This is a genomic window from Photobacterium sp. DNB23_23_1 (assembly GCF_052873815.1).
The window spans coordinates 96,780-109,383 of record NZ_JBNNXT010000009.1 but is presented as its reverse complement, the minus strand read 5'-3'; the positions used below and the strand labels follow the sequence as shown (position 1 = coordinate 109,383).

Sequence of the window (12,604 nt, the reverse complement as noted above, 5' to 3'; positions counted from 1 at the left end):
TCTATCCTTTCGTTGATAATCTACAAAACTAACAATGTCGCGACTGTTTACTAGCGCCCTCGGCTTATATGAGAGGTGCTCTAATCCAGCCCGTCCTTGCGTTGTTGAATGCGGCGAAGAGAGCGTTCTCGTCTACTGTCTTCTCGCGATAAATCCAACAAGGTTTCCTCGATATAAGCCAAATGTGCATGCGATGCTTCGCGGGCCTGTTCGGGCTCACCCGAAACAATCGCTTGGACAATGTTGGCTCGATGATTGCGCACCTTTTCCACCACATCGGGGCGACGGTTCAGGAGCTCAAAGTTTTGTAATACGTTTTGCTCCAGCAGAGGGGCAAGGCTACGGATGATATGGAGCAATACCACATTGTGAGCGGACTCGGTCACCGCTATCAGGTATTGCATCACAGCGGCGGCTTCGGCCGGCATATCACCTTGCTGCTGGGCTTCCTGTATCCGCGCATGGCAGTCACGGATACGGGTAAAATCTTCAGAGTTTCCGCGCAAGGCGGCATAGTAGGCAGCCAGGCCCTCGAGGGCGTGGCGCGACTCCAGTAGGTCTAGCTGGGTCTCTGGATGGGCGGAAAGTAGTTCCAACAGTGGCTCGGAAAAGCTCTGCCATAGCTTTTCGGTCACAAAGGTTCCGCCACCCTGACGGCGCGTGAGCAGTTTTTTTGCCTCTAGGCGCTGGATAGCTTCACGGACAGATGGGCGAGAAACATCGAATTGCTTGGCCAGCTCACGTTCAGGCGGCAGCTGCTGACCCGGGGATAGGATTCCCTCTAGGATCAGGTGCTCTAGTTCCTGCTCGATAGCATCGGAGAGCTTAGGTTGGCGAATTCGTTTATAAGTCATTAGTTATTGATTCTTAGTTGCACTTATTACGTTTCAAGGTAGTCCGGAATGCGGGTAATTGGTATTACCAATTAAACTGTAGTTGGAAATTTTACATAAATAATTGAAGATGTCTAGCAACAACTTGACTGAAATCATAGAACGAGGGGTGATTTAACAAAAATTTCAAATTATGAAAACTTGTTAAAACATGACAAACACTAGTATTCAACAGGGGTTAGAGCAAGATGAGGCGAAGAAACCAACAATGGTCAGACCATTTGTTTGTTACACTTCCTCGCCAATTTCTGCATCAGCCATGCCGCTAAGGGGCGATTATTTGAGCAAAATTGAAGACTTAAAAGCAAGCCAATCAAATGCCAACCCTGGGTCGGTTTTTCGCCCGGGTGCGATAAATTCATGACCAGTGATCCGGCTAGCGTTCATGCGGGGATAGTGATCAAGCAGCACTTGGGTCAGCGCAGCTAGGGTGTCATACTGGGCCTGGGTATATGGCAGGGTATCCGTACCTTCCAGTTCAATTCCGATTGAGTAGTCATTGCACTTGTCACGACCTGCAAATGTCGACACACCGGCATGCCAAGCCCGACAATCAAATGGAACAAATTGAATAATAACGCCATTTCGCATAATTAGACAATGGGCTGATACCCGAAAGCCAGAAATTAACTCGAAATAGGGATGTGCGTCAGATTTTAGGGTTCCGGTAAACAGCTGTTCGATATAAGGGCCGCCAAATTGGCCTGGCGGCAAACTGATATTATGCACAACAAGCAGCGAAATATCGTCACAGTCCGGTCTGGCATCGTGAAACGGTGAAGGGACATGCTTGACCCCTTCCAGCCAATGCTCTTGGTTGATTGTTAGCATTTTATATCCTTTGGCTCTGGGCTATCTCAAACAGAGTTTAACAGTCCAACGACGAGTCAAGCTATTGTTCTTGATTTCGCCCTTCCCATCGCCGATGACGGCTCAGCCTAGGGCCTGATTATCCTAGGATCTCACCTCGCATCGCGGTATGATCAGTACCAGTAACCCGGGAGCGCCTCCCGCCCCGATTCAGCAGCCAAACCTTGCTACGGATTTGTCATGACTCAAATGGAAAAGAAGCACGACAGCGAATCGCGCTTGAATTACCTTAAACAGCAGCTTCCCATCGAAATTACCCGTGCCGTTGCCGACACCCTGCGTGAAGATCTTGGCGGTGAAATTGATGCCAGCCGCGATATTACCGCCAGCCTGATCCCAGAAGGTGCCCAAGGCGTCGCCACCATCATTACCCGTGAGCATGGTATTTTCTGCGGCCAACTGTGGGCCGAGGAAGTATTCCGCCAGCTGGGTGGCGAAGTCTGCATTGAGTGGCATGTTGCAGACGGCGACACGGTCGAGCCGAACCAAACCCTGTGTACCCTGAGCGGCCCGTCTCGTACCCTGCTGACCGGCGAGCGTAACGCGATGAACTTCATCCAGACCCTATCCGGCTGTGCTACAACAGTGGCCGGGTACGCCAAACAGCTAGAAGGTACTCACTGCCGTCTGCTGGATACCCGCAAGACTATCCCGGGCCTGCGCAGCGCACTGAAATATGCCGTCACCTGCGGCGGCGGCTACAACCACCGTATCGGCGTTTTCGATGCCTACCTAATCAAGGAAAACCACATCATCGCCTGTGGTGGCATTGAACAAGCGATCAGCACCGCTAAGCAGCTCAACCCTGGCAAGCCAGTAGAAGTGGAAACCGAATCACTGGCGGAGCTACAACAAGCCATTGATGCCGGCGCCGATATCATCATGCTGGATAACTTCACCACCGACATGATGCGTCAAGCCGTGGCCATCAACGCTGGCCGTGCCGCGCTGGAAAACTCCGGCAACGTCACGCTGGAAACGATTCGTGAATTCGCCCAAACGGGTGTGGACTACATCTCCGTCGGCGCGCTGACCAAGCACCTCAAGGCGATGGACTTGTCGATGCGGTTTAAATAAGCGTAGTCAGTCTTTACGCGAATATCAGAGCAGGCTCCGAATGGAGCCTGTTTTTGTTTGGGGTCACTGGCAGCAAAAACCTACATATTGACAATAAAATCAAAACCTTTCATTCATTACATCCTCTTTACCCTCTCCGTGCTAGCGCAAAGTCACTCGCATTGTTTACTGCAAAGATTGCAAGATCCCACTCATTTATTAGAACCATTTCCCGCAACCTTTCGCAGGCAATAAAACACCATGAATATCAAGCGTATGCTGGCTACACATAAACAGTGATGGTTACAAGACAAGGACAAAACAATGAAAGGACAAAAAGGCTTTACGCTGATTGAATTGATGATAGTGGTGGCGATTATTGGTGTATTGAGTGCGTTTGCTGTACCTGCTTATCAAAATTACACCAAGCGAGCTCATGCCAGTGAGATGCTAAGTGCTACTGCCGCATTTAAAACCGCTGTTGGAATCTGTCTTCTTGATGGTAAAAGTGACTGTTCAAGTGGTAATGGTGGTGTTCCAGCCCAACAACAATTTCAGAAAAGTGCTACAGACGATTTCACTATTGATTCAACAGTGGCCCAGGCAACACTTGGAGCATCAACTGGCACCGTAGTAGCAACAGCTGTAGCAAAAGGCTCTCTTCCTGTTGGAGCAACTGTTGTACTGACCCCTACTTTATCAACTAATGGCGTTGTATGGGAGACTACATGTACAGGTAATGGCAATACAGACTGGTGCCCAGCAAGCTAATGCACACCAACCTCGCTTCTATTCTGCACCAGGCTGAGCTGATCAGCCCGGTGCAGTTGCAACAGGTGATCGATCAGGTACAGGCAGAGAAACTGTCTGTACCTGCGGCGTTAATTGGCCTAGGGATCATGACTAGCCAAGACTTGGCACGCCAGCTTGAAGTGATTTTTGCTGTCGCGCTGGTCGATGCCCACCAGTATGACTATGCCGAGTGCTGCAAAACTCTCAACCTGCGTGACTTAATCCTGCGCCACCGGGTACTGCCATTAAGTGCCACCGACAATACCCTGTTTATCGGCCTGTGCGATCCGACCTACCTCGATGCCCTCGATGAATTCCGTTTTGCCACCGGCAAGCATGTCGAACCAATATTACTCGAACACAAACAGCTTGAAGCAGCCATACGCCGGGTCTATGGCAGCGAGCTCAAGGGCACCGAGCAGCACGCGCCACAACGCGGCATCAGCGACAGTGAGCTGACCGAGCTGGTCGATCTCAGTGATGGCGAGCTGATCGATGACACCACGGATCTCAGCAGCGACAGCGCCCCGGTGACCCGTTATATCAACCAAACCTTGCTCGATGCACTGCGCAAACACGCCTCGGATATCCATTTCGAGCCCTATGAAAAGACTTTCCGGATCCGCTTTCGTTGCGATGGGATTTTGCACCAGTATGCGACCCCACCAGCGAATCTGTCGCGCCGACTATCAACCCGTCTCAAGGTAATGTCGCGGCTCGATATTGCCGAGCGGCGGATCCCGCAAGATGGCCGGATCAAGCTCAAACTATCAGAGGCGGTTTCGGTTGATCTACGGGTCTCGACCCTGCCCACCATGTGGGGTGAAAAAGTGGTATTGCGGATCCTCGATGCCAGCAGCAGCAAGCTCGACATTGATCTGCTTGGTTACAACGACGGTCAGAAAAAAGCCTACCTTGCTGCATTGAACCAGCCACAGGGCATGATCCTGATGACCGGCCCGACCGGTAGCGGCAAAACCGTATCACTGTATGCCGGGTTGCGGATCCTTAATACCGAAGCACGCAATATTTCCACCGCCGAAGATCCGGTCGAGATCAACCTGCCGGGGATTAACCAGGTACAGATCAACCCCGCAACCGGCTTGGGCTTTGCCGAAGCGCTGCGGGCCTTCCTACGCCAAGACCCGGATGTGGTCATGGTCGGCGAAATTCGTGATATCGAAACCGGTGGCATTGCGGTCAAAGCTGCCCAGACCGGCCACCTCGTACTCTCCACCTTGCATACTAACTCAGCCGCCGAAACCATCACCCGATTGACCAACATGGGGATCGAAGATTTCAACTTGGCCTCATCGCTCAGCCTGATCATTGCCCAGCGCCTCGCACGCAGGCTGTGCCCGCATTGCAAGGAGCCGGACGATATCGACCCGTTGCTGTGTGCCAAGCTCGACATACCGCCGAATGCCAAACTGTTCAAGGCTAGCTCAAACGGTTGTGATGACTGTAACAAAGGCTATTTGGGCCGAGTCGGCATTTACGAAATCATGCCCTTTTCCCGTCCGCTATCCCAAGCGCTGATGCAAGGTGCCAGCACGTTAGAACTCGAAGACATCGCCTGCCAGCAAGGCATGATCACCCTCAAACAGGCCGGTATCGAAAAACTATGCCAAGGTACCACCAGCTTGGCTGAGCTGCAGCGTGTGCTCCATTTCGTGTAAAGCCACCTGGCTTACACATGCTCACATAGCACCACCTTAAAAGAACACGGACACCTAGCTAAATAAGGACTCCCCATGGCTCAGGAAAGAAAAATACGCTATTACCGCTGGCGCGGGATCAACCCTACCGGTAAGCGCCTATCCGGCATCATGGTTGGCTACCAAGAGCAAGAAATCCGGGCCAAGCTCAATGAGCAACAAATCCAGGCTAAGAAAATCAAACGCTACAAGCCCTCGACGCTGAGCAAGCGGCGCAACCAGTTTACCTCTAAAGATGTCACCGCCATCACCCGCCAACTGGCAACTATCGTCAACTCTGGTGTCCCGGTGGTGCAGGCGCTCAAGCTGATTGCTCATAGCCACAACAAAGCCGAAGCCAGAGCCACGCTAACGATGGTCAGCAATCAGGTCGAAGCTGGCTTAAGTCTGGCCAGAGCCTTGAATACCAGCTCGCCGTTGTTCGATAACTTCTATTGCGATCTCGTCGCCACTGGCGAGCAAACTGGCCATTTAGCACAAGCCTTTGAACGTCTTGCGACCTACCGGGAAAAAAGCGAAGCCATGCGCAAAAAGGTCATCAAGGCGATGATTTACCCCATCATGGTCACGATTACCGCCATCCTTGTTACCTTGTTGATGCTGATCTTCGTGATCCCGCAATTTGCTAATATTTTCAAAGGATTTGGCGCTGAACTGCCGTGGCTCACCCAGAAAATCATTGATGTGTCTAACTTCTTGCTTAGCGACGGCCCCCTCCTTGCACTGGGCTTACTGGCCGTCTCCATACTTGCCGTCATGGCCTACCGTAGGTCAGACAAAAATAAACTTCGGGTCCATCGAGCCCTGCTCGTCTTTCCTATTGTCGGGCCTATCATGCTCAAAGCCGCAATTGCCCGTTTCGCCCGCACCCTTGCCACCACCTTCTCTTCGGGGATCCCGCTACTGTCAGGTATAGAGGCTGCCGGCAAGACCGCAGGCAACCGCTTTATCGAGCAAGCTATTGAAGGCGCGCACAGCAATACGGCTGCTGGTATGCCGCTTCACCTCGCCCTGCGCCACAGCGAAGTTTTTCCCGAGCTGATGCTACAAATGGTAATGATCGGCGAAGAGTCAGGCTCTATTGATGACATGCTTAACAAGATTGCCTTCACCTACGAAAGCGATGTCGACAATACGGTCGATAATCTGGGTAAAATTCTAGAGCCGCTGATTATCCTGTTCCTCGGCGGGGTCATCGGCGGGCTACTGGTTGCTATGTATATGCCAGTGTTCAAGCTGATGAGTGTGGTTGGCTAGACGTAAGGTGCGAGGGCCTAGGCCATGGTCTTCTTGGCTATGGTCTTCAAGGTTTTAGCAACCGCTTTTCCTAGGATCTGCCTTTATCCTCCGGCACGATTCCCCTACAATATCCCCATTGAGTAATATGAGAGTTTTTTCATGACGCTGCTGTCTGTATATCCTTGGTTATTTCCTGTTTTTGCGGCAATTTTCGGATTGCTAATTGGTAGTTTCCTCAACGTGGTGATCCACCGCCTGCCAATTATGATGGAACGCCAATGGAGAGCTGACTGCATCGAGTATTTTCCTGAGCTTGGCCCGCAGCAAGACACCAGTACCTTTAACCTCAGTGTCCCGCGTTCACGTTGCCCTCACTGCCAGCAACAGATCAGCATGTGGGATAACATTCCGGTGATCAGCTGGCTGCTGCTTAAAGGTAAGTGCCGCCACTGCAAAGCCAGTATCAGTGCCCGTTATCCGGCCATCGAAGTGTTGACCGCCGCCGTAAGTACCACTGTCGCTCTCTACCTACCACCTTCGACGTGGTCACTGGCGGTCATTTTATTCAGCTTTGCGCTTATCGCCCTGACCTTTATCGACATCGACAAGATGTTACTGCCGGATCAAATCACCCTGCCGCTAATGTGGGCTGGCTTGATGCTGTCGCTACTGGGGATCTCCCCGGTCAGCCTGCGAGATGCCATTATTGGTGCCATGGCTGGCTACCTATCACTATGGAGCTTGTACTGGGCCTTCAAGTTACTAACCGGTAAAGAAGGCATGGGATACGGTGACTTCAAACTTCTGGCTGCGCTCGGCGCTTGGCTGGGTTGGCAGTTACTGCCGTTTGTCGTGCTGTTTTCCTCTCTGGTCGGTGCTATCTGCGGCATTATCATGCTGCGCCGCCAACAGGCAGACGGCCAACAACCTTTTTCGTTCGGCCCTTATCTGGCGACTGCCGGCTGGGTGGCGATGCTGTGGGGCGAGCCGTTGCTCAATTGGTATCTAACCTCCTACCTAGGGCTTTAATGTATGTCTCTTGTAATCGGATTAACTGGCGGGATCGGTAGCGGCAAAACAACTATCGCTAATTTATTTGCCGCCCAGCACATTGATATCATCGATGCCGATATCGTTGCCCGCGAAGTGGTTGAGCCCGGCAGTGCTGGCTTGCAGGCCATTGTGGAGAGGTTGGGTTCTGACATCTTACTGACAGATGGGTCGCTCAATCGCAGTAAGCTGCGTGAAGCCATCTTCAGTGATAGTCAATTAAAAGAGTGGCTTAACCAATTATTGCATCCGATGATCAGGAAAAAGATGCAGCAGGATATCGCGGCCACCCAATCACCGTATTGCTTGCTGGTTGTCCCGCTTATGGTAGAAAATAACCTTCAGGCAATGACCGATCGCCTGTTGGTGGTCGATGTCGATGAAGCGATCCAGGTTGCCCGGACCCAGCAGCGGGACAATGTCCCTGCCGATCAGGTTCGCCGCATTCTTGCTTCTCAGGCCAGCCGTGAACAGCGCCTTGCTGCTGCCGACGATGTGATCTGCAATAATGGCAATGGTGACAACCTCGAGCAGCAAGTGGCCAAACTGCACCAAGAATACCTGGCGCTGAGCCGCCAGCAAAACAATACACCGCAGTGCTAACTAATTTGGGTAGGTTGATATGCAAGTAAACCGCTTTGAACACCCGTTAAACGAAAAGGTACGAATTTACCTTCGCTTGGAGTACCTGATCCGTCAGATGCACCATGCTAGCGATCTCACCGATCCATGGCAGCATCAGCTATTTTTTCGCGCTCTGTTTGATTTGCTGGAAATTCTCGACCAGATCCAGCTCAAGGCAGAGCTCGCTAAAGATCTGGACAAGCAACGCGGACGACTCAAGCACTGGCTCAACATTGACGGGGTGGATCAAACCGCCCTGCTGGCCCTGCTCGATCAATTGGAGCAGGCCCAACACCAGTTGTTGACCGCCAATCGCCTGGGCCAAGCCCTGCGCGAAGACCGCTTCCTCGGCGGGATCAAACAACGCCTGTCGATCCCGGGAGGCAGCTGCTGCTTTGATTTACCGGCCCTACACCACTGGCTGCATTTGCCGCTTGCTCACAAACAGAGCGATCTGGGCAACTGGCTCTTACAAATCAAAGAGCTAAGTGTTGCCCTAAACCTTTGGCTCAAGCTGGTACGAGAAAGCGGCCAGTTCCAAAACCAGGTCGCACGTGGCGGTTTCTTCCAGCATGATACGGATGAAGCCAGCCTGATCCGACTTGATATTTGCCCTAGCCATGGTGTCTACCCTATGATATCGGGACATCGCAGCCGGTTTGCCATCCGCTTCATGCCATTTGAAGAAGGTGCCGGTATTGCCGAGACGATTGAATTTAAACTAGCGATTTGCTGAGGTAACAAGTGACGCAATCCAACACACCAGCCACACCGATCACCGTGGTGAAATGCCCGACCTGCCAAACTGATGTTGTGTGGGGAGAGCATAGCCCGTACCGCCCGTTCTGCTGCAAACGCTGCCAGCTGATCGACTTGGGCGAGTGGGCTGAAGAAGAGAAAGCGATCCCAGGTGCACCGGATATGTCTGATTCCGACGGTTGGTCGGAAGATATGGGATATTGATGTCTGGCGAGGGGCTATGGGCTAGAGGAAGAGCCTATAGAAGCATTACTCACTGATTAAAAAAGGGTGGCTTACTTTTGATAAGCCACCCTTTTATATAGAGCTCACTGGCCGATCGCCTTCAGCCACTAGCCTCGCAAAGTCCCATCAACTTCTCGAGCACGACGTCATTGGCTTCAGGGAAGGCATAATTGACCAACTCATCCAACCGAACCCATTCACTTGGCTGGCCTTCTTTGCCGAACGCCTTGCCTTCAAATGCACGTACCAAAAAGAAATCGAACTTCAACGACTTCTCCGGGTAGTCATGCACCAACGCCATGAAGTGTTCCAGCGTAGTCGCCTGTATGCCGACTTCCTCATACAGCTCCCTAACAACCGCCTGCTCGGCCGTTTCGCCTGCTTCGACCTTGCCGCCGGCAAACTCCCAAAAACCGCCCTTATGGGTCTTAGCAGCACGCTGGGTTATGAATACTTTATCTTGTTCGGCATTAAGAATGATCCCTGCCGATATCCACACCTGTTTCTTTTCCAAAGCCGTTTACTCTCTCATTGCCTGATCATCAGATCTCTTTATTAAGTGAAGCATAAGAAAAAGGCCGCAAAGCGGCCTTTTGTATGAGTTAAGCAACCCGGTTAGTTAATCTTACCGTGGCATTGCTTGTACTTCTTGCCAGAGCCACATGGACAAGACTCGTTACGGCCTACCTTGCGTTCTTCGCGTTGGTATGGTGCAGCTTCATCGCTTTCTTGGCTTTCGTCAGCAATTTGGTTTTCCGCATTCTGGTGCTGGAATTGCTGACGGCGAGCAAGCTCTTCAGCTTGGCGGCGGCGCTCTTCTTCAACACGCTCAACCTCTTCCTGCTGCTGAACACGTACCTTGCTCAGAATCGCAATAACGTCAGATTTCAGGCTTTCCAGCATACCTTCGAACAGTTCAAACGACTCACGCTTGTATTCCTGTTTTGGGTTTTTCTGGGCGTAGCCACGCAAGTGGATACCCTGGCGCAGGTGATCCATTGCCGCCAAGTGCTCTTTCCACAGCGTATCAAGGTTTTGCAGCATTACCGTCTTCTCGAAGTTACGCAGCACTTCCGCACCCACAACGTCTTCTTTATGACGGTAAATTTCAACAGCTTGCTCTACGATGCGCTCACGCAGCGCTTCTTCGTACAGTTTTTCTTCGCTGTCCAGCCACTCCTGGATAGGCAATTCCATATCGTAATCGGCTTTCAGACGCTCTTCTAGGCCTTGGATATCCCACATTTCTTCCAGGGATTGTGGCGGGATGTAGCCATCGATAACAGATTGGATCACGTCTTCGCGGTTCTGTTCGATCATCTCGCTGATATCTTCAGCGTTCATCAACTCGTCACGCAGCTCGTAAACCACCTTACGCTGGTCGTTGGCCACATCATCGAATTCAAGCAGCTGCTTACGGATATCGAAGTTACGGCCTTCAACCTTGCGCTGAGCGTTTTCAATCGCCTTGGTCACCCATGGGTGCTCAATCGCTTCGCCTTCTTCCATACCCAGCTTCTTCATCATGTTCGAAACACGATCCGAAGCGAAGATACGCATCAGGCCATCTTCCATCGATAGATAGAAGCGCGATGAACCGGCATCACCCTGACGACCTGAACGACCACGCAGCTGGTTATCAATACGGCGAGATTCATGGCGCTCGGTACCGATAATGTGCAGACCACCAGACGCCAGCACGGCATCGTGCAGCTGCTGCCAATCGGCTTTGATCTTGGCGATTTGATCGTCTGTTGGGTTATCCAGCTTCGCCACTTCGCTCTGCCATGAACCACCCAGTACGATATCCGTACCACGACCAGCCATGTTGGTTGCGATAGTCACCGCACGAGGCGCACCAGCCTGAGCAACGATATCGGCTTCACGCTCGTGGAACTTGGCATTCAAGACTTCGTGCTTGATACCTTGCTTCTTCAGCGCGTTAGAAAGCAATTCAGATTTTTCAATCGAAACAGTACCAACCAGCACCGGCTGACCTTTTTCGACACGCTCTTTGATGTCTTCACTGATCGCCGCAAATTTCTCTAGCTCGGTCATGTAAACCAAATCACCCATGTCATCACGGATCATCGGCTTGTTGGTTGGCAACACAACCGTTTCAAGACCATAGATAGACTGGAATTCGAATGCTTCGGTATCAGCGGTACCTGTCATGCCTGACAGCTTGGAGTAAAGACGGAAGTAGTTCTGGAACGTGATAGACGCCAGCGTCTGGTTCTCGTTTTGGATCTTCACCCCTTCTTTGGCTTCAACAGCCTGGTGCAGACCTTCAGACCAGCGGCGGCCCGGCATGGTACGACCGGTGTGCTCATCAACGATGATCACTTCATCATCTTTAACAATGTAGTCAACGTCACGCTCGAACAGCACATGGGCACGCAATGCGGCATTAACGTGGTGCAGCAGGCTGATGTTTGCTGGCGAGTAAAGCGTATCGCCCTCTTCCATCATGCCGTGTTGCTTAAGCAAGTCTTCGACAAACTCCTGACCGTTTTCGGTAAGGTGGGACTGCTTCGACTTCTCATCAACCGTGTAGTGGCCTTCACCGCGGTATTCTTCGCTGTCTTCTTGATCCTGCTTCACCAGCTGTGGGATCAGAGTATTGATCTTGGTGTATAGCTCCGAGCTATCTTCGGCTGGACCAGAAATGATAAGCGGGGTACGGGCTTCATCGATAAGGATGGAGTCGACTTCATCGACTACCGCGAAGAAACGCTCGCGCTGTACGCGGTCTTCTGGGCGGAACGCCATGTTGTCACGCAGGTAATCAAAACCAAATTCGTTGTTTGTGCCGTATAGGATGTCGGCTGCGTAGGCTTCTTTCTTCGCCTGAGGCGGCATGTTTGGCACATTAACGCCAACCGTCATACCTAGGAATTCAAATAAAGCGCGGTTGGTTTCAGCATCACGTGCAGCTAGGTAGTCATTCACCGTAACAATGTGCACGCCTTTACCGGTCAGGGCATTGAGGTAGGCTGGCAGGGTCGCTGTCAGGGTCTTACCTTCACCAGTACGCATCTCCGCGATCTGGCAAGCATTCAGTACCATACCACCGATCAGCTGAACGTCGAAGTGGCGCATACCAAACACACGATTGGATGCTTCACGTACGGTAGCAAAGGCTTCAGGTAGTAGCTCGTCAAGGCTTTCACCTTGCTCAATACGCTCGCGGAATTCAACCGTTTTGGCCTTTAGTTCTTCGTCCTGCAAGCTTTCGAATTGAGGTTCAAGCTTGTTGATCTGGTCAACAATTTTGCGCATACGACGCAGTGTGCGGTCGTTACGGCTACCGATAACTTTGGTCAGTAGTTTTGATAACATGGCGTTGCCGTTTTCTCTTAGTTAGTTCAGCCCATC

Annotated in this window: 12 protein-coding genes; 8 read left to right on the top strand and 4 right to left on the bottom strand. The window is 51.8% G+C overall.

Annotated elements, in window-relative coordinates:
- Positions 1–80 precede the first annotated feature (80 nt).
- A complete protein-coding gene (pdhR, locus tag ACVA53_RS08335; protein ID WP_255040815.1) occupies positions 81–854 on the bottom strand; it encodes a pyruvate dehydrogenase complex transcriptional repressor PdhR in 774 nt (257 codons plus the stop codon).
- Positions 855–1,169: 315 nt separating this feature from the next.
- Positions 1,170–1,724: a 1,6-anhydro-N-acetylmuramyl-L-alanine amidase AmpD gene (gene ampD / locus ACVA53_RS08330; RefSeq protein WP_446504876.1), complete on the bottom strand. Its 555-nt coding sequence runs from the start codon at positions 1,722–1,724 to the stop codon at positions 1,170–1,172.
- Between the two features lie 228 nt (positions 1,725–1,952).
- Here ampD and nadC point away from each other — a divergent pair, with 228 nt between their 5' ends.
- The 8 genes from nadC to yacG all read left to right on the top strand — a co-directional run bounded on the left by nadC (position 1,953) and on the right by yacG (position 9,205).
- Positions 1,953–2,840: a carboxylating nicotinate-nucleotide diphosphorylase gene (nadC, locus tag ACVA53_RS08325; RefSeq protein WP_255040849.1), complete on the top strand. Its 888-nt coding sequence runs from the start codon at positions 1,953–1,955 to the stop codon at positions 2,838–2,840.
- A gap of 303 nt (positions 2,841–3,143) precedes the next feature.
- On the top strand, positions 3,144–3,590 hold the full coding sequence (locus tag ACVA53_RS08320) for a pilin (RefSeq protein WP_255040813.1): 447 nt from the start codon (positions 3,144–3,146) through the stop codon (positions 3,588–3,590).
- A complete protein-coding gene (gene pilB, locus ACVA53_RS08315; protein ID WP_446504875.1) occupies positions 3,590–5,290 on the top strand; it encodes a type IV-A pilus assembly ATPase PilB in 1,701 nt (566 codons plus the stop codon). Before ACVA53_RS08320 ends, pilB begins: the two co-directional genes overlap by 1 nt.
- A 75-nt stretch (positions 5,291–5,365) precedes the next feature.
- Positions 5,366–6,586, top strand: coding sequence for a type II secretion system F family protein (locus tag ACVA53_RS08310; RefSeq protein WP_255040811.1), 1,221 nt, complete (start codon positions 5,366–5,368; stop codon positions 6,584–6,586).
- 141 nt (positions 6,587–6,727) lie between these two features.
- Complete coding sequence (locus tag ACVA53_RS08305) at positions 6,728–7,597, top strand: prepilin peptidase (protein ID WP_255040810.1); 870 nt, start codon at positions 6,728–6,730, stop codon at positions 7,595–7,597.
- A gap of 3 nt (positions 7,598–7,600) precedes the next feature.
- Positions 7,601–8,221, top strand: coding sequence for a dephospho-CoA kinase (gene coaE, locus ACVA53_RS08300; RefSeq protein WP_255040809.1), 621 nt, complete (start codon positions 7,601–7,603; stop codon positions 8,219–8,221).
- Between the two features lie 19 nt (positions 8,222–8,240).
- A complete protein-coding gene (zapD, locus tag ACVA53_RS08295) occupies positions 8,241–8,978 on the top strand; it encodes a cell division protein ZapD (RefSeq protein WP_446504874.1) in 738 nt (245 codons plus the stop codon).
- An 8-nt stretch (positions 8,979–8,986) separates the two neighbouring features.
- Entirely contained in the window at positions 8,987–9,205 is a 219-nt protein-coding gene (gene yacG, locus ACVA53_RS08290) for a DNA gyrase inhibitor YacG (protein WP_255040807.1), read from the top strand.
- A 121-nt stretch (positions 9,206–9,326) separates the two neighbouring features.
- Here yacG and mutT read toward each other — a convergent pair whose 3' ends face one another.
- Together mutT and secA are read right to left on the bottom strand one after the other, a co-directional pair.
- Positions 9,327–9,740 (bottom strand): 8-oxo-dGTP diphosphatase MutT, encoded by a 414-nt coding sequence (mutT, locus tag ACVA53_RS08285; RefSeq protein WP_446504873.1) that lies wholly within the window; start codon positions 9,738–9,740, stop codon positions 9,327–9,329.
- Between the two features lie 101 nt (positions 9,741–9,841).
- Positions 9,842–12,568 carry a preprotein translocase subunit SecA gene (secA, locus tag ACVA53_RS08280; RefSeq protein ID WP_255040805.1) on the bottom strand — a complete coding sequence of 909 codons (2,727 nt, stop codon included), beginning with the start codon at positions 12,566–12,568 and terminating at the stop codon, positions 9,842–9,844.
- Positions 12,569–12,604 lie beyond the last annotated feature (36 nt).

Coding starts and splice junctions, on each gene's coding strand:
- pdhR (WP_255040815.1), bottom strand. CDS start 854: ATGACTTATAAACGAATTCGCCAACCTAAGCTCTCCGATGCTATCGAG.
- ampD (WP_446504876.1), bottom strand. CDS start 1,724: ATGCTAACAATCAACCAAGAGCATTGGCTGGAAGGGGTCAAGCATGTC.
- nadC (WP_255040849.1), top strand. CDS start 1,953: ATGGAAAAGAAGCACGACAGCGAATCGCGCTTGAATTACCTTAAACAG.
- ACVA53_RS08320 (WP_255040813.1), top strand. CDS start 3,144: ATGAAAGGACAAAAAGGCTTTACGCTGATTGAATTGATGATAGTGGTG.
- pilB (WP_446504875.1), top strand. CDS start 3,590: ATGCACACCAACCTCGCTTCTATTCTGCACCAGGCTGAGCTGATCAGC.
- ACVA53_RS08310 (WP_255040811.1), top strand. CDS start 5,366: ATGGCTCAGGAAAGAAAAATACGCTATTACCGCTGGCGCGGGATCAAC.
- ACVA53_RS08305 (WP_255040810.1), top strand. CDS start 6,728: ATGACGCTGCTGTCTGTATATCCTTGGTTATTTCCTGTTTTTGCGGCA.
- coaE (WP_255040809.1), top strand. CDS start 7,601: ATGTCTCTTGTAATCGGATTAACTGGCGGGATCGGTAGCGGCAAAACA.
- zapD (WP_446504874.1), top strand. CDS start 8,241: ATGCAAGTAAACCGCTTTGAACACCCGTTAAACGAAAAGGTACGAATT.
- secA (WP_255040805.1), bottom strand. CDS start 12,568: ATGTTATCAAAACTACTGACCAAAGTTATCGGTAGCCGTAACGACCGC.